We start from the raw sequence: 24,920 nt of genomic DNA, 5'->3' as shown, positions 1-24,920 counted from the left end.
ATGGCGCGCACGCCGCTCGTCATCCCGCCCGCGATCCGCAGCCGGTTGAAGCGGCTGCGGCTCACCACCCGGCGCGACATGGGCGACCGGGGCTTCGGGATGCATGCCAGCCGCAACAAGGGCGCAGGGTTAGAGTTTGCGCAATACCGCGCCTACGAGCCGGGTGACGAGCCGCGCCGGATCGACTGGAAGCTGTTCGCCCGCTCCGACAAGTTCTTCGTGCGCGAGGCGGAGGAGGAAAGCCCGATTGCGGTCTGGATGCTGATCGACGCGAGCGCCTCGATGCGTCAGGCCGACCGCGCCCGGCCCGATTGGACGCGCAGCGATGCGGCGGGGCTGCTGGCGCTGTGCATTGCCGAACTGGCGCAGATGCAGGGCGACCGTTTCGGCTGGATCACGCTGGCGCAAGGTGGGCTGGGAGTGGCAGAACCGGCAGCAGGCCGCGCCCAGCGCGATCGCTTGCAGCTTGATCTGGCGCGATTGGAACCCGCTGGCACCTTCCCCGATGCCGCCACGCTTGCGCCCCTGTGGGAACGGATCGGGGCGAATGATCTGGTGTTCTTCCTCTCCGATTGCTTCGACGAGGGGGGGATTGCCCTGATCGAACGGCTCGCCAAGGCCGGGCGCGAGGTGCTCTGCGTTCAGGTGCTGACCGTAGAGGAGCGCGATTTCCCCTTCGACGGCGGCTACCGCTTCCTCGATCCCGAAACCGGCGAGCACCTGATCGGCGATGGCACGGCCTTGCGCGACAGCTTCCTCGCCCGGTTCGCTGCGGCGCGGGCGGCGCTGGCCGAAAGGCTCGACACAGCCGGCATCCGCCACACCGCGTTGGTGCTGGACGAGAGCATTGACCGTCCGCTGCACGTGTTCTTCGGACGCGGAGCGCCGCCTGCGTGAGCCCGCTGCTGCTGTTCCCGCTGGGTCTTGCCGCGCTCGCCGCATTGGCGGTGCCGCTGCTGGTGCACCTGCGGCGCCGGACGGAGGAAGTGCCGCTCGATTTCGCCGCGCTGCGCTGGCTCGACCCGCTGCCGCGCCCGCGCCGCCGCTTGCGGTTTGACGAGTGGGTGCTGCTGGCGCTGCGGCTGCTGCTGGTGGCACTGCTCGCCCTGCTGCTGGCGCGGCCTGCGGTGCTGGGGTGGGAAGACACGGGCGCGCGGGTGCTGGTTGCGCCGGGGGTCGACCCCGCCGCCGCGCGTGCTGCTGCCGGGGCTGAGGCCAATCTGCGCTGGATCGCGCCGGGCTTCCCCGCCGTGGAGGGCACCGCCGCGCCTGCGCCGGGCGCAGCCTCCAGCCTGATCCGCCAGTTCGACGCCGAATTGCCGCCCGAGGCCTCGCTGACGATCCTCGTCCCCCCGGTGCTCGCCGGGGTCGATGCCGCGCCCTTGCGGCTGACCCGCAAGGCCCGGTGGCGGATCGTCGATAGCCCCGCCCCCGCCGCCACCCCCGCGCCGCCCCCCGCTCCGGCGCTCGCCGTGCGCTATGCGCCGGGCCAGACCGCATCCTTGCGCTACTTCCGCGCTGCCGCCGAGGCGTGGAGCGATGCGCCGCGCTTCGAGGCTGCGACCGGCACCGACTTGCCGCCTGCCGATCAGGTGCTGGTGTGGCTGACCCCCGGCCCCGTGCCCGGCAGCGTGACCGACTGGGTCAGCGAGGGCGGCACGGCGCTGCTCGGACCTGCCGCTGAGGTAGCCATGCCCGCCGCCACTGCGCCCGTGTGGACGGACGAGGCGGGCGCGCCGCTGGTCGAAGGCGGCCCCTTGGGTGCAGGGCGGCTGATGCGCTTCACCCGCGCGCTTGAACCTGCCGCCATGCCCGATCTGCTCGCGCCCGGCTTTGCCTCGTCGCTGCGCGATCTGGTATCGCCGCCCGCACCCCCGCCCGCCCGCGTCAGCGCCGCCGCCTTTGCGCCGGTGGCGGGAACCAAGCCCTATCCCCTCCCCCCGCGCGAGCTTGGCGACTGGCTCGCTGTGCTGATCGCGCTCGCCTTCGCCGCCGAACGCTGGCTGGCGAGCCGCGCGCGCAGGTTCGCCGCATGAGCATCGCCCAGCGCCCCGACATCTGGCTCGCCCCTGCGCGCCGCGCGGCTGCCGCCGAGGCGGTCTTGATCGGCAGCCCGGCGGTGCTGGTGCTGGCGGCGCTCGGCTGGGTGCTGGGCGGGGCTGCGCTCGCGGCAGGGCTGCTGATTGCGGGTGGCGCGGCGCTTGGCTGGCTGACCCTGCAACGCACCGCGCGCTTCGACGAGAGCTGGCTGGTGCGCCGCCTCAATGCCCGCGAGGGCAGCCTTGAGGACAGCGCGGCGCTCGCCTTCAGCGAGGGGCCGCTCACCCCCTTTCAGCAATTGCAGGCCGATCGCATCGCCGCGCGCATCGCCGCGCTCGATCCCGCGAGCCTTGCCGACCGCTTGCCGCGCCGCCGGATCGCGCTGGCGTGGGGGCTTGGCTTGGCGGCGCTCGCAGGGATCGCCCTGTGGCAGGCGCAGCAATCCGACACGCCCCCGCTCGCCCCTGCCCCCTCGGGCACCGCCGCCCCGGCAGGAGCGCCGCGCCTGACCGGCCAGCGGGTGAGGATCGTGCCGCCCGCCTATACCGGACTTGCCCCCTCCTACGCCGACAGCCTCGATATCCGCGCGCCTGCCGGATCGCAGATCGAATGGACGCTGGGCTTTGACCCCGCCCCCACCGCTGCGGCGGTGCAGCTGATCGGCGGTCAGGCGATCCCGCTCGCGCGCACAAGCGAAGGCTGGCAAGGCGCGCTCCGCCTCGACAGCCCTGCGCTCTACCGCATCACCGCCGCCGCCATGCCCGGCGAACAGCCCGCACACCGGCTCGAACCCATCGCCGACGAACCACCGCAGGTGCGCGTGATCGAACCGGCCTCGGGCCTTGTGATGATGACGCCGGGCCAACGCAGCTGGCGGATCATCTTCGAGGCGAGCGATGATTACGCCGTCGATGCCATCGCCCGACTGACCCTCACCACCGCTATCGGCGAGGGGGAGAATGTCCGCTTTGCCGAACGCAGCATCACCGTTCGCGGCACCGGCGATCCCCGGCGGCGGCGGTTCGTGATCGATCTGCCGCTTGGCGCCTATGGCCTCGTGCCGGGGAGCGATCTGGTCGCCCAGCTGACCATCGCCGACACCCGTTCCCCCGAGCCGCAGATCGTGCGCGGCCCCGGCGTGATCCTGCGCTACCCCTCGCCCCGCGCGATGGAAGCGGAAGGGCTCGACCTCATGGCCAAGCAGCAGATGCCCGCCTATTTCCGCAGCCAGCGGCAGGTGATCATCGACACCGAAGCGCTGATAAAACAGCGCAAAAACCTGTCAGCGGACGATTTCATGCAGCGTTCCGACGCGATCGGGGTCGATCAGCGGTTGCTGCGGCTGCGCTATGGCCAGTTTGTCGGGATGGAGGCGGAGGAAGTCCCCAAGCCCCCGCTCCCCATCGCCGAAAAGGACGAACCTGCCGAGCCGGAACATTACGACGGCGACGGGCACGATCACAGCAATGACCGCAAGCCCCCGGTGTTCGGGGCCATCGGCGATGTCACAGCCGAATATGGCCACGTCCATGACGAGAGCGAAGCGGCAACCCTGCTCGATCCCGACACCCGCAAGCTCTTGAAGGCCGCGCTCGATGCGATGTGGGAGGCGGAGGTGAACCTGCGCACCGGCAAGCCCGAGGCGGCGCTGCCGTTCGAGAACAAGGCGCTCCAGTATATCAAGCAGATCCAGCAGGCGACCCGCATCTATCTGCCGCGCATTGGAACGCAGCAGCCACCGATCGACATGGCGCGGCGGCTGACCGGCAAGCGGGTGGGGATCGTCGGCAAGGGCGCACAGCTCACCCCCTTTGCCATCGACGATGCCGTGCCCGCGACCGCGTGGCGCGCGCTGGCGCAGCCGGGCCGGATCGACCTTGCCGGGCTGGAGCGCTGGGTGCGCGCCAACACCGCGCGGATCGGCGATCCCCTCGCCGTGCTGGCCGCGATTGACGCGCTGCGCGCTGCGCCGGATTCGCAGGCGCGGCGCGATGGCTTGCGCGGCCAGTTGTGGACGGTGCTCACCCGCCCCCCCACCGCCGTGCGCCGCCGCGACGATGGCGGGGCGCTGGGCCGCCGCTACACGCAGGGCTTGCGCTGATGCCGGGGCCGGAGACACTCGCCGCGCTGCTCATCGGCGCGGGCGCGCTGGCGGCGGCGGGGCGGCTGCTGCTGGCGCGGCGAGACTGGCGGGGTGGCGTGCTGGCGCTGCTGTCGCTGGCGAGCGGCGCGCTGCTCTTTCTGACGCTGTTCCCCCCGCTGCTGCCGGTCGGCGGCGAGACGCTGGTGGTCGCAACCGCCGAGACCCCGCCGGGCACCCGCGCCGCGCCGGGCGAGCGGCTGGTCGCCCTGCCCGAAGCCCCGGTGCTGGCAGGGGCCGAGCGCGTGCCCGATCTCGCCACCGCGCTGCGTCGTCACGGGCAGGTGCAGCGCCTGCGGATCCTCGGGCGCGGGTTGCCCGCGCGCGACCTGGAAGCCGGCGCGAGCCTGCCTGTCGCCTTCACCCCCTTGCCAAGCCCGCGCGGGCTGATCCGGCTCGATCCGCCCGCCGATACCCCGGCCGGCGCAGTCTTCGCGCTGGGCGGCGAGGCCGAGGGGCTGGCGGGCGGGACGGCCGAACTGCTCGACCCGGCAGGGCGTCTGGTCGATCAGCGGGACATCGGGCCGGACGGCGCGTTCACGCTCGGCAGCACGGCGCGCGCGCCGGGCCTTGCGACCTTTACGCTTCGCTTGCGCGGGAACGACAAGGCGATCGTCTCCGACACCCCTGTCCCGCTGCGCACCCTTGCCGCGCCCCAACCCTTGCGGGTGCTGCTGATCGGCGCACCCTCGCCCGAGGCCAAGTATCTGCGCCGCTGGGCCGAAGATGCCGGGTTCGACCTTGCCAGCCGCCTCGATGCAGGCGCGGGGGTCGATCTGGGCGGCGGCGGCGCGCGGATCGACCCTGCCGCCCTGCGCGAGGCAGATGTGGTGATGATCGACGATGCCGCGCTCGCAGCCATCGGCGGCGGCGGAAGGGCGGCGCTGGCGCAGGCGGTGAATGGCGGGCTGGGCGTGGTGGTGCGCATGAGCGCTCCTGCCTCAGCCGCAACCCGCCAGAACTGGCGCGCGCTCGGGTTGGTGGCCGAAGGCGGCAGCGAGGTTGCGACCGTCGCCCTCCCCCCGCTCGCCGCCGAGGCTGAGGCGCTGGCCTTCCGCCGCGGCCCCGGCAGCGCGGATGTTCCCGAAGGCCTCAACACCTTCGAAGACCCGGCGCCCGAGCTTACCCGCTTCTTGGTGCGCACCGGGGCCACCTTTGTGCCGGTTGTCGCCGATGCCGAAGGCGCGGTGCTGGCGGGATGGCAGCAGCGCGGGCAGGGGCGTGTGCTGCTCTGGACGGTGGCGGACAGTTTTACCCTGGTGCTGGCAGGGCAGGCTGACCGCTACGAACAATGGTGGAGCGCCGCACTGAGCGCGGTTGCCCGGCCCGAGGGGACGTTCCGCCCCTCGCTGGTGCCACTGATCGCGGCGGGGGAAAGGATCGCCATTTGCGGGCTGGCCGGATCGCCGCGCCTTATTAACCCCGGCGGGGCCGAGGTCGCGCTTGCCATCGACCCTGCCGCCGGGCCGCGCGGCTGCGCTGCGGCATGGCCCGAGGCGGAGGGAGAGTACACGCTCGTCCAGCCCGGCGAGGATGGCGCGCAGCGGTTCGCCTTCCTTGTCATGCCGCACAATGCCTTCGCGGCGATCCGCGCGCGCGAAACCGGCGAGGCGACGGCGCGCTGGGCAGCTGCGCAAGCCAGCCCCGCCGCGCAGCCCGCACCCGAGCGGCGCGGGCCGGGCTGGCCGTGGCTGCTCGGCTGGCTCGCCCTCACCGCCGCGTTGTGGTTCGCCGAGCGCCGCTGGCGGGGCGGAGCGCTCGATAGTGCGAGCCAATTATGGGGCGATCCGAGGGAAACCGCCTAGGCCCGCCCTGCGTTGTCTGCGTATCTGCTTACCTGTGCATACCCGATAAATATCAGCGAGAACCCGCGATTCTGTTTCCTCTCCCGGTGAAAATGACAAACATGACCCGTTTCGCGCTGTCAGGTCTGGCAGCCCTTGCGCTGGCCAGTTGCTCGGGCGAGGCTGCCCAGGATCCGCGGCAGAAAGGCCCGCCGGAAGTCGGCTATGTCGTCATGCAGACGAGCGACGTGCCGGTTGCGGTCGAACTGGCCGGGCGGATTGCCGCTTTCGAAATGTCCGAAGTCCGCCCGCAGGTCACTGGCCTGATCCGCCGCCGGTTCTTCACTGAGGGCGCTCTCGTGCGGGCGGGCGAGACGCTGTATGAAATCGACACGCGGCTCTACCGGGCTGCGGCCGGCGAGGCTGAGGCCAATCTGGCCAGCGCGCGCGCCAATGCCGATGCGACACGGATCAGGGCCGAGCGGTTGAAGCCGCTGGCCGAGGCGCAGGCGGTTTCGCAGCAGGAGTACACCGATGCCGAAGCGGCCGCGCGGCAGGCGGCAGCCGCTGTCAGGCAGGCGCGCGCGCAGTTGCAGACGGCGCAGGTCAACCTCCAGTTCACCCGCGTGCCCGCGCCCATCAGCGGGCGCATCGGCCGCTCGCTGTTCACCGTCGGCGCGCTTGTCACCGGCAATCAGGCCGAGCCCCTGGCGGTGATCCAGGGCGTCGATCCGGTGTTTGTCGACATCCAGCAATCGAGCGCCGACCTGCTCAGCCTGCGCCGCGCGCTGGCGCAGGGCGGCGCGGTGCCGGCAAGCGCGAGTGTCAGCCTCGTGCTGGAAGACGGCAGCGAATATGGCCCGCGCGGGCAGGTGCAGTTCTCCGAGGTGATGGTCAACGCATCGACCGGCACTGTGACGCTGCGCGCGCGCTTCCCCAACCCCGATGGCCTGCTGCTGCCCGGAATGTTCGTGCGGGCGCGCTTCGATCAGGCGATCAACCGCAACGCGATCCGCGTGCCGCAAGCCGCCCTCGCCCGCAATGCGCGGGGCGAGGCGAGCGTCTTCGTGGTGGGGGCCGACAACACAGCGGCCGAGCGCAAGGTGACCGTCACCGGCACGGTTGGCAGCGACTGGGTGGTGACCGCGGGGCTGAAGCCCGGTGACAAGGTGATCGTGCAGGGGCTTGCCAAGCTCAAACCCGGCGCACCGATCAAGCCCGTGCCCGCCAGCCAGCCGCAGGTGATCGCGCCCCCCAAGGCCGGCGCAACGCCCGCCGGCAAGCCCTGAGGCGCGGGCCATGTCGCGGATCTTCATCGAACGGCCGATCTTTGCGTGGGTGCTGGCCATCATCACCATGCTCGCAGGGCTCGGTTCGATCTATCTCCTTCCGGTCGCGCAATATCCCGATGTCGCCCCGCCGCAGGTCAACATCCGCGCAAGCTTCCCCGGCGCTTCGGCCGAAACGCTGGAGAATTCGGTCACCCAGATCATCGAACAGCAGCTGACCGGGATCGACGGCCTGCTCTATTTCAGCGCCAGCTCGACAGCGCGCGGGCAGGTCAACATCAGCGCGACCTTCGCCAAGGGCACCGATCCCGATATTGCGCAGGTGCAGGTGCAAAATCAGGTGCAGCAGGCGCTCGTCCGGCTGCCCCAGCAGGTGCAGCAGCAGGGGCTGCGCGTCACCAAATCGAACCCCGATTTCCTGATGATCGTCGGCGTCTATGACGAAACCGACCGCAGCACCAACATCGACGTATCCGACTTTCTCGTCTCGAACCTGCAGGACGAATTGTCGCGCATCGAGGGCGTTGGCGAGACCAATGTGTTCGGGTCGCAATATGCCATGCGGGTGTGGCTCGATCCCAACAAGCTGGCTGCCGTGGGCCTGATGCCGGGCGACATCATCACCGCAATCCGCAATCAGAACACCGAAGTCGCCGCGGGCGAATTGGGCGGCTTGCCGCAGCCGGAAACCAACCGCCTCAATGCGGTCGTCACCGCCCAGTCGCGGCTGCGCACGGCGGATGAATTCAAGGCGATCATCCTCAAGGCCGATCAGAGCGGCGCGCTGGTGCGGCTAGGGGATGTGGCGCGGGTCGAGCTGGGCGCGGAAAACTATGCCGCATCGAGCCGCATCAACGGGCACCCGGGCGCAGGTCTCGCGATCTCGCTCGCCCCGGGGGCCGATGCGCTGGCGACCGCCGATCTGGTCAAGGCCGCGGTCGAGAAGGCCAAGGCCAGCTTCCCGCCAGGCTACAATGTCGCCTATGCCAACGACACCACCGCCTTTATCCGCCTGTCGATCGAGGAGGTGGTGCAGACCCTGATCGAGGCGATCCTGCTCGTGATCGTGGTGATGTTCGTCTTCCTGCAAAGCTGGCGCGCGACCCTGATCCCGACGATCGCAGTGCCCGTGGTCTTGCTCGGCACTTTTGCGGTCTTCTATGTCGCAGGCTTCACCATCAACACGCTGACCCTGTTCGGGCTGGTGCTCGCCATCGGCCTGCTGGTCGATGATGCCATTGTCGTGGTCGAGAATGTCGAGCGCCTGCTCGAAGAAAACCCCGATATGACCCCCAAGGAAGCGACCATTCAGTCGATGGGCGAGATTCAGGTCGCGCTGGTGGCGATTGCGGTGGTGCTTTCGGCGGTGTTCCTGCCGATGGCCTTCTTCGGCGGATCGACCGGGGTGATCTACCGCCAGTTCTCGATCACGATCGTCTCGGCAATGGTGCTCTCGGCTCTGGTCGCGCTGATCCTCAGCCCCGCGCTGACCGCCTCGCTGCTGAAGCAGAAGCACGCCAAGGACAGCGCGGCCCCTGCCGAGAGCGGCCTGCGGCGCCGCTGGCCGAAGCTTGCTGCGGCCCTGACCCGCGCGCAGGACAGGTTCAACACGGGCTTCGCGCGCGGAACCGAAAGATATGTGACGGCCGTATCGCGGGTGGTCGACCGCAAGTGGCTGTTCCTCGCGATCTACGCCCTTGTCGTGGCGCTGCTTGTGGCGCTGTTCGTGCGGCTGCCGACCGGCTTCCTGCCAACCGAGGATCAAGGCGCGGCCCAGCTCCAGATCCGCTTGCCCGCAGGCGCCACGCAAGGCCGCACCCGCGAGGTGCAGCTGGCGGTGGAGAAGTATCTGCTCACCGAAGAAGCCCGCAACATTGCCGTGATGTTCAGCGTGATCGGCGGCGGTCAGGGCGCAGCAGGGCAGAACACCGGGCAAGGCTTCGTCAACTTCGTCGACTGGTCGCAGCGCGAAGGGGAGGCGGATACTGCCGATGCGATCACCCAGCGCGCGACCCGGGCTTTCAGCGGCTTCCGCGATGCACAGGTCAATGTCCTTGTCCCTGCCGCAATCCGCGGGCTGGGCCAGACCAACGGCTTTACGCTGCAACTTCAGAACACCAGCGGAATGAGCCGCGCGGAATTCATCGCCGCGCGCGACAAGCTGCTCGAAGCGGCATCGAGCGATCCGCTGCTGACCGGCGTGCGGCTGGGCGAGCTGCCCGACACGCAGACCCTTCAGCTCGACATCGACCAGCCGCGCCTCGCCGCGCTCGGGCTCAATCAGTCAGACGTCAACACCACGCTGTCAGCCGCCTGGGGCGGGCAATATGTCAACGACTTCATCGATCGCGGCCGGGTGAAGCGCGTGTTCGTGCAGGCCGATGCGCCCTATCGCGCCACCCCCGACAATATCGGCCAGTGGTTCGTGCGCGGGAGTGACGGGCAGATGGCGCCCTTCAGCGCCTTTTCGGCCAGCCGCTGGTCGACCACGCCGACAACCCTGTCGCGCTTTCAGGGCTATCCCAGCTTCCAGTTCGACGGTCAGGCCGCGCCGGGACAGAGTTCGGGCGAGGCGATGGCGCGGATCGAGGCGCTGGCGCGGGAGATCCCCGGTGTCAGCGTGGCGTGGTCGGGCCTGTCGTTCCAGGAACGGCTGTCCTCGGGTCAGGCGCCTCTGCTCTACGGGATGTCGCTGCTGGTGGTGTTCCTGTGTCTGGCGGCGCTCTACGAAAGCTGGACGATCCCGGTGGCGGTGATGCTGGTGATCCCATTGGGGCTGGTGGGTGCGGTGTTCGCCGTGACCTTGCGGGGGCTGGAGAACGACGTCTATCTTCAGATCGGCCTCCTCACGACTATGGGGCTGGCGGCCAAGAACGCGATCCTCGTGATCGAATTTGCCGAGCAGGCCGAAAAGCGAGGCGCCCGCGTGATTGACGCCGCACTTGAGGCCGCGCGCCTGCGCCTGCGGCCGATCCTGATGACCAGCCTTGCCTTCATCTTCGGCGTGCTGCCGCTGGCGCTGTCGAGCGGCGCGGGGGCCAATAGCCGCATCGCGATCGGCACCTCGGTGATCGGCGGGATGCTGACCGCGACGGTGCTTGCGATCTTCTTCATCCCGCTGTTCTTCGTGATCGTCCGGCGCACCACCCGCGACACGCTGAAGAAACTGCACTTCGGCACCAAGCCTGGCGAGAGCGCGGCATGAGGCGGCCTGCTGCTCTGGCCGTGCTGGCGCTGGTCGCGGGCTGCTCCATGGCGCCCAAATACGTCCAGCCCGCGATGCCCGTCCCTGCCTCGTGGCCGGTGGGCGATGCCTATCTCGCTCAGAGCGAGGCGGCGCTGCCGGTGATGAGCTACCGCGAGGTCTTCACCGATCCGCGGCTGGTGACGGTGATCGAGCAGGCGCTCGCCAATAACCGCGACCTGCGGATCGCGGCGGCCAATATCCGCGCCGCGCGGGCGCAATACGGAATCCAGCGCGCGGCCCAGCTCCCGCAGATCGGCATTGGCGCTGGCGGCACGCGGTTCGACAACGGCACCGCCAACCAGAACCGCAACCAGGACGTCGACATCGGCAATGATCCTGCCGCGAGCCGCTCGACCGCGGGCACGCGCTACACCGCCGATGTCAGCACCACCGCCTTCGAGATCGACCTGTTCGGACGACTGGACTCGCTCTCCGATGCCGCGCTCAATCGCTATTTCGGCACCGAGGCGGCGGCGCGCGCGACGCGGCTGACGCTGATCGGCGATATTGCCGATGCATGGCTGACCTATGCCGCCGATGCCTCGCTGCTCAAGCTGGCCGAGGATACCGCCGCCAATGCGCGCGAGCAGGTCAAGCTCACCCGCCTGCGGCTCGACGGGGGCATCGCCCCGCGTTCCGATCTGCGCCAGGCCGAGCAAGTCCTCGCCACCGCCGAGGCCGATATCGCGGCGCAGACAACGGCGCTGGCGCAGGATGTGAACGCGCTCCAATTGCTGGTCGGCGCGCCGGTCGATGCGACGCTGCTGCCGGGCTCGCTGGCCGAGACGCAGGAGGCGGTGCGCACCCTTCCGGCGGGTCTCGATTCGGCGATCCTGCTGCGCCGCCCCGATGTGATGCAGGCCGAATACGAATTGCGCGCCGCCAATGCCGAGATCGGTGCCGCGCGCGCGGCGCTGTTCCCGCGGATCACGCTCACGGGCCTGGCTGGTCTTGCCAGCAACGCCCTGTCCAACCTCTTCACCGGCGCGGCCTTCAATTTTTCTGCCGGCGCCAATGTGCGCTATTCGCTGTTTCAGGGCGGCGCGGCGCAGGCGGGCGTGTCCCAGTCCGAGGCCCAGCGCGACGCAGCGGTGGCGGGGTATGAGCGCGCCATTCAGGCAGCCTTCCGTGACGTTGCCGATGCGCTCGCGCGGCGCGGCACGATCACCGAGCAATTGCGGGCCAATCGCGCCTTCCTCGATGCAGCGCAGGACACCTATGCGCTGGCCGACCTGCGGTATCGCGGGGGCGTCGATTCCTTCCTCGCCAGCCTCGATGCGCAGCGCGCCGCCTATGCGGCGCAGCGCACATTGCTGACGACGCAGTTGATCGAAGCGAGCAACCGTGTCGCTCTCTACCGCGCGCTGGGCGGGGAAGCCGTGGCACCGCCGCAAGCGCGCTGATCAGCCCGCCCCTATCGCTATTGACCACAGCCAGCGGGCGCTGCGGGCGCTATTCGGCTGCGCATAGGGTGAAGCCAGGCACACCCGTTGGAGCGCAAGATCATGGCCATTCACAAAGTCTGCGTCCTCGGGGCGCCCGCCGATCAGGGGCTACCGCTGGTCGCCGAACTGCTGGCCCATGGTTTCGCCGTCACAGCCGGCGTGCGGCGCGCAGACGCCATGGCGAATACCCCCTTTCCTGATCTGCCGACCACCTATGCCGACATCACCGATGCGGATGCCATGGCACAGGCATTTGCCGGACAGGATGCGGCCGCCTTTCACCTGCCGTTCGAATTCGACCGCGACAGGGCCGCCCATTTCGGCCGCCAGATCGCCGAGGGCGCGCGCCGTGCGGGGCTGAAGAAGATCATCTTCAACACCGCCTGTTTTGTTGCCGACCACGACCTTGACCTGTCAGCCCATGACGGCCGCAGGGATATCGAACGGGCCTTGGAGGAAACGGGCATACCCTGCGTGTTCATCGAACCGACCGTGTTCATGGACAACCAGTACCGGCTCTGGAACCGACCCTTGATCATGCGTGACGGGATCTTCGCCTATCCTGCCAAGCCCGATCTGCTGATCAACTGGGTGTGCCTCGAAGATGTCGCCCAGGCGATGCGCCGGGCGCTCCAGACCTCGGCTGCCGATGGCCTCCACGTCCCGCTCGGCGGGCCGGAGGCGCTGGTCGGCGATCAGGTGGCGGCCAATCTGTCGGAAGCGATCGGACGCGATGTCCGTTTTGAAAGCCTCGCACCTGCGGAGTTCGCTGCCCGCATGAGCGAAATGGTGACCGGCTCGCGCGAGGTGACACCGCTCAGCATCTATGACGGGATGGCGAAGTTCTACGCCTTCTACAACGCCCAGCCCCGCTCGCCGCTGGTGGTTGATCCGCAAGCGGCGCGCGACCTGCTGGGCATGGAGCCGACGCGCCATCTGGATTGGGCGCGGGCGCAGGATTGGGGCGCTGGATTGCCCCCGATCGCGCCCTGATGCGATCGGGTTGACGGGACACCGTCAGCGATCACTCTTGCGATAATCGACCCATCCGCCCTCGCACCGGCTGCAAAGCCGCGCGTTGCTGGCACAACCGCTGGCCCGTGTACCGGAGCCTTGCATGATGCCGCTGCCCTCGTTGTTCGCACCTGCCTCGGTCGCCGGGTTGCCCCTGTCCAATCGGCTTGTCATGGCCCCGATGACGCGGCGGATGAGCCCGGGCGGCGTTCCGGGGGCGGATGTGGCGGCCTATTACCGCCGCCGCGCCGAAGGGGGCGTGGGCCTCATCATCACCGAGGGCACCGGCATTGCCGATCCCGCCGCATTGGCCGAGGCGAACGTGCCCGAATTTCACGGCGCGGGGCTGGAGGGCTGGGCGCGGGTCGTGGCCGACGTCCATGCCGCAGGTGCGCGCATCTTCCCGCAGCTCTGGCACGTCGGCAGCGCACGCCGCCCGGCACAGACCGCCACGCCCGATGTGCCCGCCGTCTCCCCCTCCGGCCTCTTCTCCCCCGACGAGCCCAATGGCGAGGCGCTGAGCGAGGCGCGCATCGCCGCGATCATCGCCGCCTATGGCGCTGCCGCCGCCGCTGCGCGGGCGATCGGGTGCGACGGGATCGAGCTGCACTTTGCCCATGGCTATCTGGTCGACCAGTTCCTGTGGGCGCCGACCAACCGCCGCACCGACCGCTGGGGCGAGACGCGCTGGCTGCTGGCGCGCGAGGTGGTGGCGGAATGTCGCCGCGCTGTCGGCCCCGACTTTACCATTTGCCTGCGGTTCTCGCAGTGGAAACAGCAGGACTACGCCGCGCGGCTGTTTGAAACGCCGGGCGAACTGTCGGCTTTCCTCGCACCGATGGTGGATGCAGGCGCAGACATCTTCCACTGCTCCACCCGCCGCTTCTGGGAGCCGGAATTTCCCGGCAGCGCGATGAACCTCGCTGGCTGGACGAGGAAGCTTTCGGGCAAGCCGGTGATCACGGTCGGGTCGGTCGGGCTGGACGCGGATTTCCTCACCACGCGGGTCGGCGATGATCCGCTCGCCGATGCCGCGCGGCTGGACCGGCTGGAGGCGATGCTGGCGGCGGGCGAAGTCGATCTGGTGGCAGTGGGCCGCGCGCTGATCGGCGATGCGCAGTGGGGGAACAAGCTGCGCGATGGCCGGCTGGAGGCGATCCGCCCTTTCACCCGCGCCGATCTCGCGCAGCTCGATTAGCCTTTCATCAGCAGCGATTGCGATCCGGTGGCGAGCAGGTTGCCGCGCTCGTCCCACAGGCTCACCGCGCCTTGGGCAAAGCCGCCATGTGCGGCGCTTACGGTCATGTCGGCGAGGCACCAGCCGGCGGGCGCAGTGCGGACCATGCGCATGGCATTGTCGAGACTGTTGCCGCCGCCCGCCTGACCGCTCGCCCGGCCCAGCGCCACAGGGATGAAGTCCGCGAACATCGCAAGGCTGGCGACACCGATCGGCGCGTCATCGCGGCGGTGCAGCCAGAGCAGCGTGCGCCCCGGCACTGCCGCCGCGGCGCCCGCTTCGCGCACTTCGATCCCGGCGAGGAAGTGCGCGTTGGCGTCCTGCGGCGGCAGGTCGGTGCAGGGCGGGCAGGCTTCGGGTGGCGGGACGACGAGCGCAGCGACCCATTGCTGCGGGGCAAAGCCCTCGCGCTCGCCGAGCACGACGCCTGCGTGAAACAGGATGCGACCCTCAAGGCTCCCCGTCACCCGCACCTGCGCCAGCGTCCGCCCGGCCTGCAAGGTCTCGACATCCAGCGCCAGCACCGCACCCAAGGGCGTGAAGCTGACGAATTGCAGCGCGCCTTGCACCACTGGCCTGCCGGTCGCGACCGCTGCCACCTCCAGCGCCAGCGCCAGTGTCGCGCCGCCGAACAGGTAGGCATGGCCCGGCGGGCCGACCGCCAGATCAGGGGTAATCGGAATCGCAAAACGCGCCTCGCCACGGCGCTCCAGCGCGGGAAAGGCAGCGGTCATGCGAAGACAGTATAGACCGGATCCTCCGGCCAGCGCCCGCCCACCGGTTTGCGTGAGGCGAAACGTTCTTCCTCGGTTCCGGGCGGTAGCGGCATTTCCTCGACCCAGTCGAACACCACCAGCCGGTCCTGCACCCGCCATTCGCCCTCGCGCGCGGTGAACCAGTCGAGATAGCGGCCCTTCATGTCCCATTGGGTGAGCTTGCCATCCGCCCCCGGCTGGCGCTGGAAGGCCGAGAAATAGGTCTCCACCGCCGCCCCGCCTTCGCGGAACTCGATGAGCACATTGTGGATCTGATGAATGCCGCGCTCGATATGCGGCAGGGTCTTCATCGCCCATTGGATGAAGCCCTCGGCGCTGCCCTGATAGGGGCCGTGGCTGTCAGTGCCATCGGGCCAATAGGCCGAACGCAGCATCGCCTCGTCGCTGCGGTCGATCCCGCGGCAGTAACGGAACAGGCAATCGCGGATGCGCTCGCGGGCGATCAGTTCCTCGAGGGTTCCGGGGGTGATGGCGGTCATGCGGCGAACCTTGCTCTGTGGTGGTCGATCGAGCCGTGAGCGATGGCGAGCATCATCTGGCGCTTGAGGTGGTGGCTGACGATCAGTTCGTCCGAAAAGCCGACCCCGCCGTGAAGCTGCACCGCTTGCTGGCCGACATAGACCCCACATTCGCCGATCCGCACCTTGGCGGCGGCGATGGCACGCTGGAAGGCGGCCTCGCCTTCCGCGCTGGCGATGGCGATGTGGCACAGCATGGCGCGCGCTTCCTCGCAGGCGATGCGCATATCGACCATGCGGTGCTGGAGCACCTGGAAGCTGCCTATCGGCCGTCCGAATTGTTCGCGGGTGCGCAGATATTCGAGCGTGATGTCGCTCACCGCCTCCATCGACCCGACCGCCTCGGCGAGCTGCACGCACAGCGCGCGCGCGACGGCGGCCTCGATCAGCGCAAGCGCGCCGCCTTGCGGGCCGAAGGGCCGGGCTGCCGCGCCGTTCAGAGTCAGGCGGGCGTGACGGTGGCCGTCGATGGCGCGGAAGCGTTCGACCGCAAGGCCGGGGGTGTCGGCAGCGACGAGGAAGAGCGATATGCCCTCGGGGTCACGCGCCCCCGTGCCGCCGGTGCGGGCGGGGATGATGAACCAGTCCGCGTCCCCGCCATCCTCGACATGGCACTTGGTGCCGGTCAGCCTCCAGCTGTCGCCTGCGAAGGTGGCGGTGGTGGCGATGTGGTGCAGATCATAACCCGCATCCGGCTCCAACAAGGCGGCTGCCGCGATGCTGGTGCCTGCCCCAAGCTCGCCGATCAGCGGATGCAGCGCCTCCCCGCCATGGGCGAGCAGCGCTGGGGCGAGCACGCAGCTGGCAACGGAAGGCCCGGGCACCAGATGCCGTCCGAAGCCTTCGCCCAGCGCCATCAGATCGGCAATCCCGCCGCCCAAGCCGCCCGCATCCTCGGGGATGGGGAGCAGCAGCCAGCCGAGCTCGGCCATCGCGGCCCACGCCGCCTCCTCTCCGCTGCGGCCCTCGCGGATCAACCGGTGACGCTCACCCGGCGGGAAGTGCTGCGCGCCGAAGCGCGCCACGCTTTCGAGCAGCATCGCCTGCTCGTCGGAATAGCTGAACTGCATCGCGCCTAACCCTTCAGACCCAGCGCGCGCTGGGCGATGATGTTGTGCTGGATCTCGCTCGACCCGCCATAGATCGAGGTGACGCGGGCATAGAGCGCGCCCTGCATCGCGTAGGGCATATCCTCAGGCAGCCCTGCGCCCTGATCCACGGGCGCGAAATGCGCCGCCTCCGGCCCCAACGCGCCGACCCACAGGGCGGTGCCGGCCTGCGACAATTGCGACCAGCGCAGCTTGATCATCGAGCCCAATGGCCCGGAATCGACCCCGGCGCTGGCATCGGCCATCACCCGCAAGACCATCGTCTGGAGCGCGATCACTTCGATCTCGTATTGCGCCAGCTTGGCGCGGAAGCCGGGCTTGTCGATCAGCGGCACGCCGCCGATGGTGCGCCGCGTGGCAGCCTCGCGGATCGCGCGGATCGTCTGGGTCAGGAACACCGCGACCGAGGCGGTGACCATCCGCTCGCGGTCAAGCAGCACCTTGCCATATTCCCAGCCGCGCCCTTCCTCGCCCACCAGCGCAGTCACGGGCACGCGCACATCATCGAGGAACATCTCGTTGGTGTGGTGCTTCTCGTCCATCGTCGCGACGGGGCGGATGGTGATGCCGGGGGTTTTCATGTCGACCAACAGCAGCGAAATCCCCTGCTGGCGCTTGGCCTCGTCCGAGGTGCGGGCGAGGACGAAGCAATGGCTCGCGACATGGCCGTAGCTGGTCCACGCCTTCTGGCCGTTCAAGACATAATGATCCCCTTCGCGCACCGCCCGCGTGCGCAGCGAGGCAAGGTCCGACCCGGCATTGGGCTCGGAATAGCCCTGGCACCACCAGTCATCGGCATTGATGATGCGCGGCAGGTAATGGGCCTTCTGTTCGGGGCTGCCATAGGTGAAGATGATTGGGCCGATCAGCTCCAATCCCTGATGGAACTGCGCCGGCGCATCGGCGGCGGCGGCCTCGCTCCAGAAGATGTATTGCTGAATGGGGCTCCAGCCGGGGCCGCCATATTCCGCAGGCCAGGTCGGCGCGCCCCAGCCTTTGGCGGCGAGGCGCTTCTGATAGGCGGTGAGCTCGTCCGGGTTGAGGCGCAGCCCGGCCCGCACGCGGGTGCGCCATTCGGGCGGGATGCCGGTGGCGAAGAATGCGCGCACCTCCTCGCGGAAGGCGATGTCGGCGGGATCGAGGGTGAAGTGCATCAGGCAGCCCCTGCTTGGAAACGGCTCTCGGCGATCCCGCGCACACCCAGTCCGGTGACGACGGCAATGCGCCCGCCATCGGGATGATCGGTGACGAGATTGTGCCCCGAATTGGCGATCGAGGTGACGTAGAGCGTTGCCATCCCCTCCCCCCCGAAGGCCGGGCACGAGGGGAACGGCATCGGCATGGCGATGCGGCGGAGCAGCTCTCCTGCCGGGCTGACACAGGCGATCGCCTGATCGAGCACCAGCGCGATCCACAGGTTGCCGTCAGCATCCACAGTCGCGCCGTCGGGCGCCTGACCGATCCCGGCGAGGCTGATCGAAGCGCGCTGCGCGCCCACAGCGCCGGTCACCGGATCATAGGCATGGCAGCGGATCACCCCGTCGAGACTGTCGGCGAAATAGAGCGTGGTGCCGTCGGGCGAAAAACAGATCGCATTGGAAATCCGCATCCCGCCCGCCAGCGGCGCCAGCGCACCGGCGGCGGAAAGCTGAAACAGCGTGCCGCTTGCGCCCTCGGCCATGCGGGTCTGGCCGCAGATGTAATGGCTGCCTGCGCGGTCGACCTTGCCATCATTGAGCCGCATCGTCCCGTCGTGGCCGGGCACGCTGGCAAAGGGCGTTGCCTTGCCCGAGGCGCCGTCCACCAGCGCGAAGTGATCGGCGAAACCGGCCAGCAAGCCGCCCTCGGCAAAGCCGACACTCCCGATCATGCTGTCAAACTGCCACTTCGCCAGCGGCGCACCGTCCGGCGCGGCAGCGTGGATGCTTCGCCCGGCGGAATCGACCCACCACAGCCTTTGCGCCGCCGCGTCCCACACCGGACTTTCGCCCAGCAGGCAGCGGTGCTCCCCGAGAAATCCTGTCCGGACAGTCAAGCTGCACTCTCCCCAACCGGGCCGCGCACGGGCCCGCGTTCGGGGGAAAGACTATCCCGCCTCGCAGCCTGAGCGCATCCAAACGGCTCGCCGGGGCCGGACAATCATGTCTGCGATATTTGACCCGGCGAAGGGTGGAAGCCTGCGACCATTTCGCGCAAGGTCTCCACGATGCGATCCTTGGCGTCGGCAATGCGCTCGGCCAGCCCCCCCACCCCCAGCGCCAGCGGCACGCCATAGAGGTCTGCATCGAGCGCCATCGTGATCGAGGACACGGCAGGCGTCGGCCGACCGGGGACATAGGCATAGCCAAGATGCCGCACGGCCTCGACCTTCTGCATGATCTCGGCAAGGCTCACGCGGACATCGTCGCCGGTGTTGTAGGCGTTGGAATAGCGCACCAGCTTGTCGATCGCGCGGTCGTCCATCCGCGCCATCAGCGACAGGCCGGCCGAACTGTCGACCAGCTTGCGCATGGCGCCGACCTGCGGGGCCATCTGGAATTCGTGATCGGGAGTCAGCAGGATGATGTACTGCACGAACAGGTCATTGCGGGTGATCAGCGCGACGGTTTCATCGGTGCGGCGCTGCAATTCCTCAACCAGCTCGCGGTAGCCCCCGGCGGCCTGGATAAAGCCCGGCAGCCAGTTGCCCAGCATACTCACCCGCGTGGTCGGCAGATAGGTGCGGTGGTCGCGATCGTAGTTGAGATAGCCCCGCAGCACCATGCTCTTGAGCAGCGCCGTGGTGCTCGATTGCGGGTAGCCGAGCGCGGTGTGAACCTCCTGCAAGCGCAAGGGCTCGCGGCGCTCGGCGAAGAGTTCGAGCACTTCGAAGGTGCGCAGCGCGGACTTGACCGGAGGTTGCGACATGGGCCGCGATCATGCCGGTGGCGGGGCTGTGGGTAAAGCGGCTTGGCGCGGACGAGCGGCACGCATCCTGAGGTTCGCACCGCCATCGCAGAAAATGACCTGCCCGCTCGCCGCGCCCCATTCCAGCAGCGCACCAGCCATCGGCGCCGCACTTTCCGCCAGCGCCGGATCGTCGGATGGCAGGGCGAGGAAATTGATCGCCACCCCGGCCTGTGCATATTCGAGCGCAGCCGAGCGCATCAACCCGACCGCGCCTGCGGCATAGGCACCTGCAAGAACCGCGTCCCAATCGCCCAGACCTGCGCTCAATCCGATCAGCACGATGCGGCGATGATCGGGCAGCAGCGCGGCAAGCGTCGCGGCGAGATCGGCAAGCGGCGTGATGCAACCTGCCGCGAAATCCGCATCCTCCAGATCGCCCAGCGGCGCCATGCGCACAGGCGGCATGGCAGCGACGATGGCGGCGGGCGCGGAAAGCGGCGTGGTGCCCGCGATCCGGGCGGCGATGGCCGCTGTGAGGCTGCCGGGGGGCGCAATGACGCTCAGCACGGAGCCACCCCCAGCGACTTGCCGCCGTCGACCAGCAGCACCTGCCCGTTGACCATCCGCCCCGCCGCCGAGGCGAGGTAGGCGACCGCTTCGGCAATGGTGGCAGGCGGCATCGGCCCGCCTGCCGGTTCGAGCCGCGACAGGCGCGCGCGCATTTCAGGCGTGAAGTCGTCGATCATGCGCGTCTCGACCATGCCGGGCGCAACCGCATTGACGCTGATCCCGCGCCAGCGCAGCTCCACCGCCAGCGCCCGGGTCAGACCGACGACGGCGGCTTTGGACGCGACATAATGCGCTGCCCCTGCTCCGCCGAGATAGCCGCGTGAGGCGATGTTGATGATCGCGCCGCGCTCCATCCGCCGCGCCGCTTCCCGCGCGAGGATGAAGGTGCCGCCGAGATTGACCCGCAGCATCCGCTCGAAGGCTTCGCGGGGGATGTCCTTCAAGGGGAGCAGTTCCGCCGCGATCCCAGCGCAGTTCACCACCACGTCGAGAGGTGGCAGGCGATCGACCAGCGCGGCAACAGCAGCGCTGTCGGACACGTCGAGCACGGCGGGGGCAATGCCCTGCCCCTCCACCGCCGCCAGTGCGGCTTCATCACGGTCGGCAGCGGTCACGCTCCAGCCTTGCGCGGCAAGCCGTTCGGCCACGCTGCGCCCGATGCCCTGCGCACCGCCGGTCACCAGCGCATGAGGTTGCACCGGCTCAGGCCACCGCCGTCAGGCCGAGCGCTTCGAGCGCCAGCGCGGTCGCGGTGCGATAGTCGGACTTGCCGCTGGCATGGCGCGGCAAGTCATCCAGCGCGATCATCCGCCGCGGCAGCTTGTAGCGCGCCAGATCAACCTCCAGCGCCGCCCGCGCCGCCGCTTCGTCAAACCCCGGCGCGGTGCGGATCAGCGCCACCACCGCCTTGCCCCAGGTTGGGTCAGGCACGCCGACGACAATCGCATCCTCGATGCCCGGCGCGCGTTTCAGCGCCTCTTCGACCTCTTCGACAAAGATCTTCTCGCCGCCCGAATTGATGCACAGATTGCCGCGCCCGATCAGGCGGATCAGGCCTTCGGGCGTGCGTTCGGCCATATCGCCGGGGATGGCGTAAACCTCCCCGCCGATGGTGCGATAGGTCTGTGCGGTCTTCTCGGGATCGCCGAAATAGCCGCGTGCGAAGGGCGGCCTGCGGGCGAGCCAGCCGGTGCCCGGCTCATCATCGGCAAGCACCCGGTCGGTCTCGACATCGATGATCACGGTCTGACGCCCCGGCTCGAAATAGCCGGTCGGCGTCTCGCGCGTGGCATTGGTGATGGCATAGCCGAAGCCCGAGGCTTCCGATGCGCCGAGAATGTCCACCAGCGTCAGCTGCGGCAATTGCTGCACCAGCCCGCGCTTCACTTCCTCGCTCCACATCAGCCCGGCAGACGAGATCACCTTGAGGCTGGCGAGATTCCAGCGCCCCGGATGGGCTTCGAGCGCCTGCAACATCGGCCGTGCAAAGACATCGCCGACGATCAGGATGCGGGTCACGCCGTGGCGCTGGGTCTCGTCCCACAGGGCCTCGGCGCGGAAGCTGTCATCCGACAGCAGCACAGCCGTCCCGCCCATCAGCAGTTCGGCCATCGAGGAATTGAGGCCCGCCCCGTGCATCAGCGGGCAAGCGGGCATGACCCGGCCCGGCGCGGTGTTGGCCGCGACCTGCCGCGCGTGATCCTCCAGCGTCAGGATGGTGTTGCGCACGGTGGGGGATTCCAGCTGCACCGCGCGCGCATCGGCCGCCGCCCACATCACGCCCTTGGGCCGCCCGGTGGTGCCGCCGGTATAGAGCAGATAGCCATCATCGGGCGAGCGTGCGATCCCGAGCGGGCTGCCATCGCCCTCGCTTACGATCCGGTCGTATTCACCCTCCCCGCCGATTTCGACCACCATGCGCAGATGATCGAGCGCCGCGGGCAGGGGCGCGACCACGCCCGCGAATTCGGCCTGATGGAACAACGCCACCGCGCCGCAATCGGCGAGGACATATTCGATCTCGGCGGTGGTGTAGCGGTAATTGAGGTTCACATGGGTCAGCCGCGCCTTGAAGGCGGCGCAGGCGATCTCGATGAATTCGGGGATGTTGCGGGCAAGGATCGCGACCCGGTCGCCCGCCACCAATCCGCCTGCCAGCATCGCGCGGGCGAGGCGATTGGTGCGCGCGTCGAACTCGCCCCAGCTGATCGTCCGCTCACCCCGGATCAGCGCCGGGCGGTCTGCCGGGACGTTGCTTGCGGCCACATCCAGCAGATCGCCGAAATTCCACTGCCCCGCCATCGCCTCAGCAGCCCTTGAACACCGGTGCGCGCTTCTCGACGAAAGCGGCGACCGCCTCGGAGGCATCGTAGGACGTGGCGAGTTTGGCGGTGTTGCCCTGTTCGTAGATATAGCCATCGCGCAGGGTCATGTTCTCGATGGTGCGCATCGAGTCCTTGGCCAGCCGGGTCGCCAGCGGGCTCTTCGCCGCGATATTGCGGGCCATGTCCATGACGAAGGGCATCAGCTCTTCGGGCGGCAGGCTCGCCTCGATCACGCCGCGGCGGTAGAGTTCGTCGGCCGGCGCGCGGTAGCCGGTCAGCATCATGCGGCGCACCAGCGAGTGCGGCAGGATGCGCTCGGCGTGCTTGCCGCCGCCCATCAGGCCGACATCCACCTCGGGCAGGCCGAAGACCGCGTTCTGCGAGGCGACGATGATGTCGCAGCTGGCCGCCAGCCCCAGCCCCGCACCCAGCGCCGCGCCGTTGACGGCGGCGATGATCGGCTTGTGATTGTCGATCATGCAGTAACTCACCTCGCGCACCTTGCGGTTGCGCGCCCAGCGCGCACCGGGGGCGGAAAGATCGGGCCGGTTGCGCAGGTCAGCGCCCGCGCAAAAGCACTTGCCCGCGCCGGTCAGCACCACCACGCGCACATCATCGCGATCATTGAAGGTGTCGAAGGTGGCGATCAGCTCGTCGATCAGGTCCATGTTCTGGGCATTGACCGGCGGGTTGTCCATCGTGACCACCGCCACGTAATCGCTGACGTCCAACCTGACCTGACTCATGCTGCTTCTCCCGCAAATGTGTTGGGCGGGAGACTATGGAGCGCGGCGACGCTTGGCACGGACGGGGGCAGTGCCCGCGCGAATATTGCATATGCGATTTAGAGCGGGTTCCGACCAACCTGACCCACCCTGATCGCGCTCTAGGGCAGCGGCGCTTGCGGAGGGTGACCGCTGGCGAGATAGCCGCCATCGGCCTGAAGCGTGGTGCCGGTGATGTAGGATGCCGCGTCCGAGGCGAGGAAGGCGATGGCCCCGGCAATCTCGGCAGGCGCTCCCATGCGGCCCATCGGGATGCGAGCGAGGATCGCGCTCATGTCGCGCGTGCCCGCGGCGATCAGCGCCTCCATGGCGGGCGTGAGGATATAGCCGGGGGCGACGGCGTTGACCCGGATGCCGTGCTCGGCCCATTCGCAGGCCATGCTCCGGGTGAGCATCACCACCCCGGCCTTGGACGCGCAATAGGCATTGCGGCCCGGCAAGCCGAGGCTGGCGGTGATCGAGGCGAGGTTGACGATCGCGCCTCCCCCTGCGCCGATCATCTGCCGCGCGGCGGCGCGGGCGGCGTGGAGCGTGCCCTTGAGATTGACCGCAATGGTGCGGCGGAAGTGGGCCATGTCCTGATCCTGCGTCGGTGCCATCGGCTCGACCATCCCGGCATTGTTGACCAGCACCGTCACCGGGCCGAGCTGGCGGGCGATATCGCTCATCGCGTGTTCGATGGCGGCCTCGTCGGCGAGGTCGGCCTGCCATGCGGGGAAGCGTGGGTCGTCGCCCGGCTGGCGGTCGATGATCGCCACCTGCCAGCCCTCAGCCGCGAGCCGCTCGGCCACCGCCGCGCCGATCCCGCGCGCGCCGCCAGTGACGCAGGCGACATCGCCGGGGCGCACCGGACGGTGGGGCATCACGCTGGCCGAAGCCCGGCCCGAGCCGCCGAAGGCATCGACCCCGCCATCGACCGACAGCAACGTGCCGCAATGATAGCCGCCCGGCTGCGCAAGGTAATGCACCGCCTCGGCGATCTCGTCGGCCCGGCCCAGCCGCCCCATCGGCACCGCGGCTGCCACAGCGGCGCGATCGAACCGGCCTTCGCGTTCGAGCGCCAGCAGGATTTCAGTGTCGATATAGCCCGGCAGCACCGCGTTGACGGCGATGTCCGCGCCCGCCAGTTCCACCGCCATGGCGCGGGTCATGCCGATCACGGCGGCCTTGGTCATGGAATAGGCCGCGCGCCCCGGCAGCGCCCGCAGGCCAGCGCCCGAGGCGATATTGACGATCCGCGCCCCGCGCTGTCCGGCCAGAATCGTGCGCAGCGCGGCGCGGGCGACGAGGTAGGGGCCGTCAAGGTTGATCCCCACCAGCCGGTCAATATCCGCGCCCGGCACCTCCAGCAGCGGGCGGGCAAAGCGATCGACCACGCCCGCATTGTTGACCACCACATCGAAGGCGCCAAACTGCGCGCGCAGATCGGACAGCGCCGTATCGACCGCAAGCTCGTCCGATATGTCGAGGGCGATGGCGACATGATCGCCCCCCAGCCGCGCCGCAGCTGCAGTGCAGGCGGCAGCGTCGATATCGGCGAGCATCACGCGGTCACCCGCTGCGGCAAAGCGCAAAGCGCAGGCCAATCCGATCCCGCGCGCGGCTCCGGTCACAAGCACCTGACGTTGCAGCTTTGCCATGCCCCTCTCCCTCTGGCCTTTGCCGATACCTTGGCCAGCCCCTCGCGCGCGTCAAAAACGTGCAGCCTCGCTCGCGCGACTATCATGCACGGAATAATGGCACCGCCTCAGCG

Annotated in this window: 20 protein-coding genes; 9 read left to right on the top strand and 11 right to left on the bottom strand. The window is 69.0% G+C overall.

Translation table 11 applies throughout. The annotated features are described in order from the left end of the window. The 9 genes from PS060_RS09440 to PS060_RS09400 all read left to right on the top strand — a co-directional run bounded on the left by PS060_RS09440 (nt 1) and on the right by PS060_RS09400 (nt 14,157). Nucleotides 1–897: a DUF58 domain-containing protein gene (locus PS060_RS09440; protein ID WP_273982689.1), complete on the top strand. Its 897-nt coding sequence runs from the start codon at nt 1–3 to the stop codon at nt 895–897. Further along, nucleotides 894–2,036 (top strand): BatA domain-containing protein, encoded by a 1,143-nt coding sequence (locus PS060_RS09435; RefSeq protein WP_273982688.1) that lies wholly within the window; start codon nt 894–896, stop codon nt 2,034–2,036. Before PS060_RS09440 ends, PS060_RS09435 begins: the two co-directional genes overlap by 4 nt. Next, the gene (locus PS060_RS09430; protein WP_273982687.1) at nt 2,033–4,141 is read left to right on the top strand and encodes a DUF4175 family protein; all 2,109 of its coding nucleotides are present in this window, start codon (nt 2,033–2,035) and stop codon (nt 4,139–4,141) included. Before PS060_RS09435 ends, PS060_RS09430 begins: the two co-directional genes overlap by 4 nt. Next, on the top strand, nt 4,141–5,985 hold the full coding sequence (locus PS060_RS09425) for a carboxypeptidase regulatory-like domain-containing protein (RefSeq protein WP_273982686.1): 1,845 nt from the start codon (nt 4,141–4,143) through the stop codon (nt 5,983–5,985). Before PS060_RS09430 ends, PS060_RS09425 begins: the two co-directional genes overlap by 1 nt. 92 nt (nt 5,986–6,077) lie before the next feature. Continuing rightward, nucleotides 6,078–7,253 (top strand): efflux RND transporter periplasmic adaptor subunit, encoded by a 1,176-nt coding sequence (locus PS060_RS09420; protein WP_443112377.1) that lies wholly within the window; start codon nt 6,078–6,080, stop codon nt 7,251–7,253. A gap of 10 nt (nt 7,254–7,263) precedes the next feature. After that, complete coding sequence (locus PS060_RS09415) at nt 7,264–10,458, top strand: multidrug efflux RND transporter permease subunit (protein ID WP_273982684.1); 3,195 nt, start codon at nt 7,264–7,266, stop codon at nt 10,456–10,458. Next, entirely contained in the window at nt 10,455–11,903 is a 1,449-nt protein-coding gene (locus PS060_RS09410) for an efflux transporter outer membrane subunit (protein ID WP_273982683.1), read from the top strand. The genes PS060_RS09415 and PS060_RS09410 overlap by 4 nt, the downstream gene beginning before the upstream one ends. Before the next feature lie 102 nt (nt 11,904–12,005). Next, on the top strand, nt 12,006–12,938 hold the full coding sequence (locus tag PS060_RS09405) for an SDR family oxidoreductase (RefSeq protein WP_273982682.1): 933 nt from the start codon (nt 12,006–12,008) through the stop codon (nt 12,936–12,938). A 124-nt stretch (nt 12,939–13,062) separates the two neighbouring features. After that, on the top strand, nt 13,063–14,157 hold the full coding sequence (locus PS060_RS09400) for an NADH:flavin oxidoreductase (RefSeq protein WP_337960220.1): 1,095 nt from the start codon (nt 13,063–13,065) through the stop codon (nt 14,155–14,157). Here PS060_RS09400 and PS060_RS09395 read toward each other — a convergent pair. The 11 genes from PS060_RS09395 to PS060_RS09345 form a co-directional block, all read right to left on the bottom strand. Beyond that, complete coding sequence (locus PS060_RS09395; protein WP_273982680.1) at nt 14,154–14,930, bottom strand: acyl-CoA thioesterase; 777 nt, start codon at nt 14,928–14,930, stop codon at nt 14,154–14,156. The two genes, PS060_RS09400 and PS060_RS09395, sit on opposite strands and share 4 nt — an antisense overlap. Further along, nucleotides 14,927–15,451, bottom strand: coding sequence for a nuclear transport factor 2 family protein (locus tag PS060_RS09390; protein ID WP_273982679.1), 525 nt, complete (start codon nt 15,449–15,451; stop codon nt 14,927–14,929). The genes PS060_RS09395 and PS060_RS09390 overlap by 4 nt, the downstream gene beginning before the upstream one ends. Next, on the bottom strand, nt 15,448–16,560 hold the full coding sequence (locus PS060_RS09385) for an acyl-CoA dehydrogenase family protein (RefSeq protein WP_273982678.1): 1,113 nt from the start codon (nt 16,558–16,560) through the stop codon (nt 15,448–15,450). Before PS060_RS09385 ends, PS060_RS09390 begins: the two co-directional genes overlap by 4 nt. 5 nt (nt 16,561–16,565) lie before the next feature. Further along, nucleotides 16,566–17,753: an acyl-CoA dehydrogenase family protein gene (locus PS060_RS09380; RefSeq protein ID WP_273982676.1), complete on the bottom strand. Its 1,188-nt coding sequence runs from the start codon at nt 17,751–17,753 to the stop codon at nt 16,566–16,568. Then, nucleotides 17,753–18,634 (bottom strand): SMP-30/gluconolactonase/LRE family protein, encoded by an 882-nt coding sequence (locus tag PS060_RS09375; RefSeq protein WP_273982675.1) that lies wholly within the window; start codon nt 18,632–18,634, stop codon nt 17,753–17,755. Before PS060_RS09375 ends, PS060_RS09380 begins: the two co-directional genes overlap by 1 nt. A gap of 104 nt (nt 18,635–18,738) precedes the next feature. Next, nucleotides 18,739–19,506 carry an IclR family transcriptional regulator gene (locus tag PS060_RS09370; RefSeq protein ID WP_273982674.1) on the bottom strand — a complete coding sequence of 256 codons (768 nt, stop codon included), beginning with the start codon at nt 19,504–19,506 and terminating at the stop codon, nt 18,739–18,741. A gap of 9 nt (nt 19,507–19,515) precedes the next feature. Further along, a complete protein-coding gene (locus PS060_RS09365) occupies nt 19,516–20,055 on the bottom strand; it encodes a short-chain dehydrogenase (RefSeq protein ID WP_273982673.1) in 540 nt (179 codons plus the stop codon). After that, nucleotides 20,049–20,756, bottom strand: coding sequence for an SDR family NAD(P)-dependent oxidoreductase (locus tag PS060_RS09360; protein WP_273982671.1), 708 nt, complete (start codon nt 20,754–20,756; stop codon nt 20,049–20,051). Before PS060_RS09360 ends, PS060_RS09365 begins: the two co-directional genes overlap by 7 nt. A gap of 4 nt (nt 20,757–20,760) precedes the next feature. After that, entirely contained in the window at nt 20,761–22,359 is a 1,599-nt protein-coding gene (locus PS060_RS09355; RefSeq protein WP_273982669.1) for an acyl-CoA synthetase, read from the bottom strand. Between the two features lie 4 nt (nt 22,360–22,363). After that, on the bottom strand, nt 22,364–23,128 hold the full coding sequence (locus PS060_RS09350; protein WP_273982667.1) for an enoyl-CoA hydratase/isomerase family protein: 765 nt from the start codon (nt 23,126–23,128) through the stop codon (nt 22,364–22,366). 140 nt (nt 23,129–23,268) lie between these two features. After that, nucleotides 23,269–24,807 carry a glucose 1-dehydrogenase gene (locus tag PS060_RS09345; RefSeq protein WP_273982666.1) on the bottom strand — a complete coding sequence of 513 codons (1,539 nt, stop codon included), beginning with the start codon at nt 24,805–24,807 and terminating at the stop codon, nt 23,269–23,271. Nucleotides 24,808–24,920: the final 113 nt, after the last annotated feature.

The sequence above is a fragment of the Erythrobacter sp. BLCC-B19 genome (assembly GCF_028621955.1).
GTDB lineage: Bacteria > Pseudomonadota > Alphaproteobacteria > Sphingomonadales > Sphingomonadaceae > Erythrobacter.
This window is presented reverse-complemented; position numbering and strand designations above follow the sequence as displayed.

Bases quoted from the DNA above. Each gene is read 5' to 3' on its own strand.
- PS060_RS09440 (WP_273982689.1), top strand. From the start codon at position 1: ATGGCGCGCACGCCGCTCGTCATCCCGCCCGCGATCCGCAGCCGGTTG.
- PS060_RS09430 (WP_273982687.1), top strand. From the start codon at position 2,033: ATGAGCATCGCCCAGCGCCCCGACATCTGGCTCGCCCCTGCGCGCCGC.
- PS060_RS09425 (WP_273982686.1), top strand. From the start codon at position 4,141: ATGCCGGGGCCGGAGACACTCGCCGCGCTGCTCATCGGCGCGGGCGCG.
- PS060_RS09420 (WP_443112377.1), top strand. From the start codon at position 6,078: ATGACAAACATGACCCGTTTCGCGCTGTCAGGTCTGGCAGCCCTTGCG.
- PS060_RS09415 (WP_273982684.1), top strand. From the start codon at position 7,264: ATGTCGCGGATCTTCATCGAACGGCCGATCTTTGCGTGGGTGCTGGCC.
- PS060_RS09410 (WP_273982683.1), top strand. From the start codon at position 10,455: ATGAGGCGGCCTGCTGCTCTGGCCGTGCTGGCGCTGGTCGCGGGCTGC.
- PS060_RS09405 (WP_273982682.1), top strand. From the start codon at position 12,006: ATGGCCATTCACAAAGTCTGCGTCCTCGGGGCGCCCGCCGATCAGGGG.
- PS060_RS09400 (WP_337960220.1), top strand. From the start codon at position 13,063: ATGATGCCGCTGCCCTCGTTGTTCGCACCTGCCTCGGTCGCCGGGTTG.
- PS060_RS09395 (WP_273982680.1), bottom strand. From the start codon at position 14,930: ATGACCGCTGCCTTTCCCGCGCTGGAGCGCCGTGGCGAGGCGCGTTTT.
- PS060_RS09390 (WP_273982679.1), bottom strand. From the start codon at position 15,451: ATGACCGCCATCACCCCCGGAACCCTCGAGGAACTGATCGCCCGCGAG.
- PS060_RS09385 (WP_273982678.1), bottom strand. From the start codon at position 16,560: ATGCAGTTCAGCTATTCCGACGAGCAGGCGATGCTGCTCGAAAGCGTG.
- PS060_RS09380 (WP_273982676.1), bottom strand. From the start codon at position 17,753: ATGCACTTCACCCTCGATCCCGCCGACATCGCCTTCCGCGAGGAGGTG.
- PS060_RS09370 (WP_273982674.1), bottom strand. From the start codon at position 19,506: ATGTCGCAACCTCCGGTCAAGTCCGCGCTGCGCACCTTCGAAGTGCTC.
- PS060_RS09355 (WP_273982669.1), bottom strand. From the start codon at position 22,359: ATGGCGGGGCAGTGGAATTTCGGCGATCTGCTGGATGTGGCCGCAAGC.
- PS060_RS09350 (WP_273982667.1), bottom strand. From the start codon at position 23,128: ATGAGTCAGGTCAGGTTGGACGTCAGCGATTACGTGGCGGTGGTCACG.
- PS060_RS09345 (WP_273982666.1), bottom strand. From the start codon at position 24,807: ATGGCAAAGCTGCAACGTCAGGTGCTTGTGACCGGAGCCGCGCGCGGG.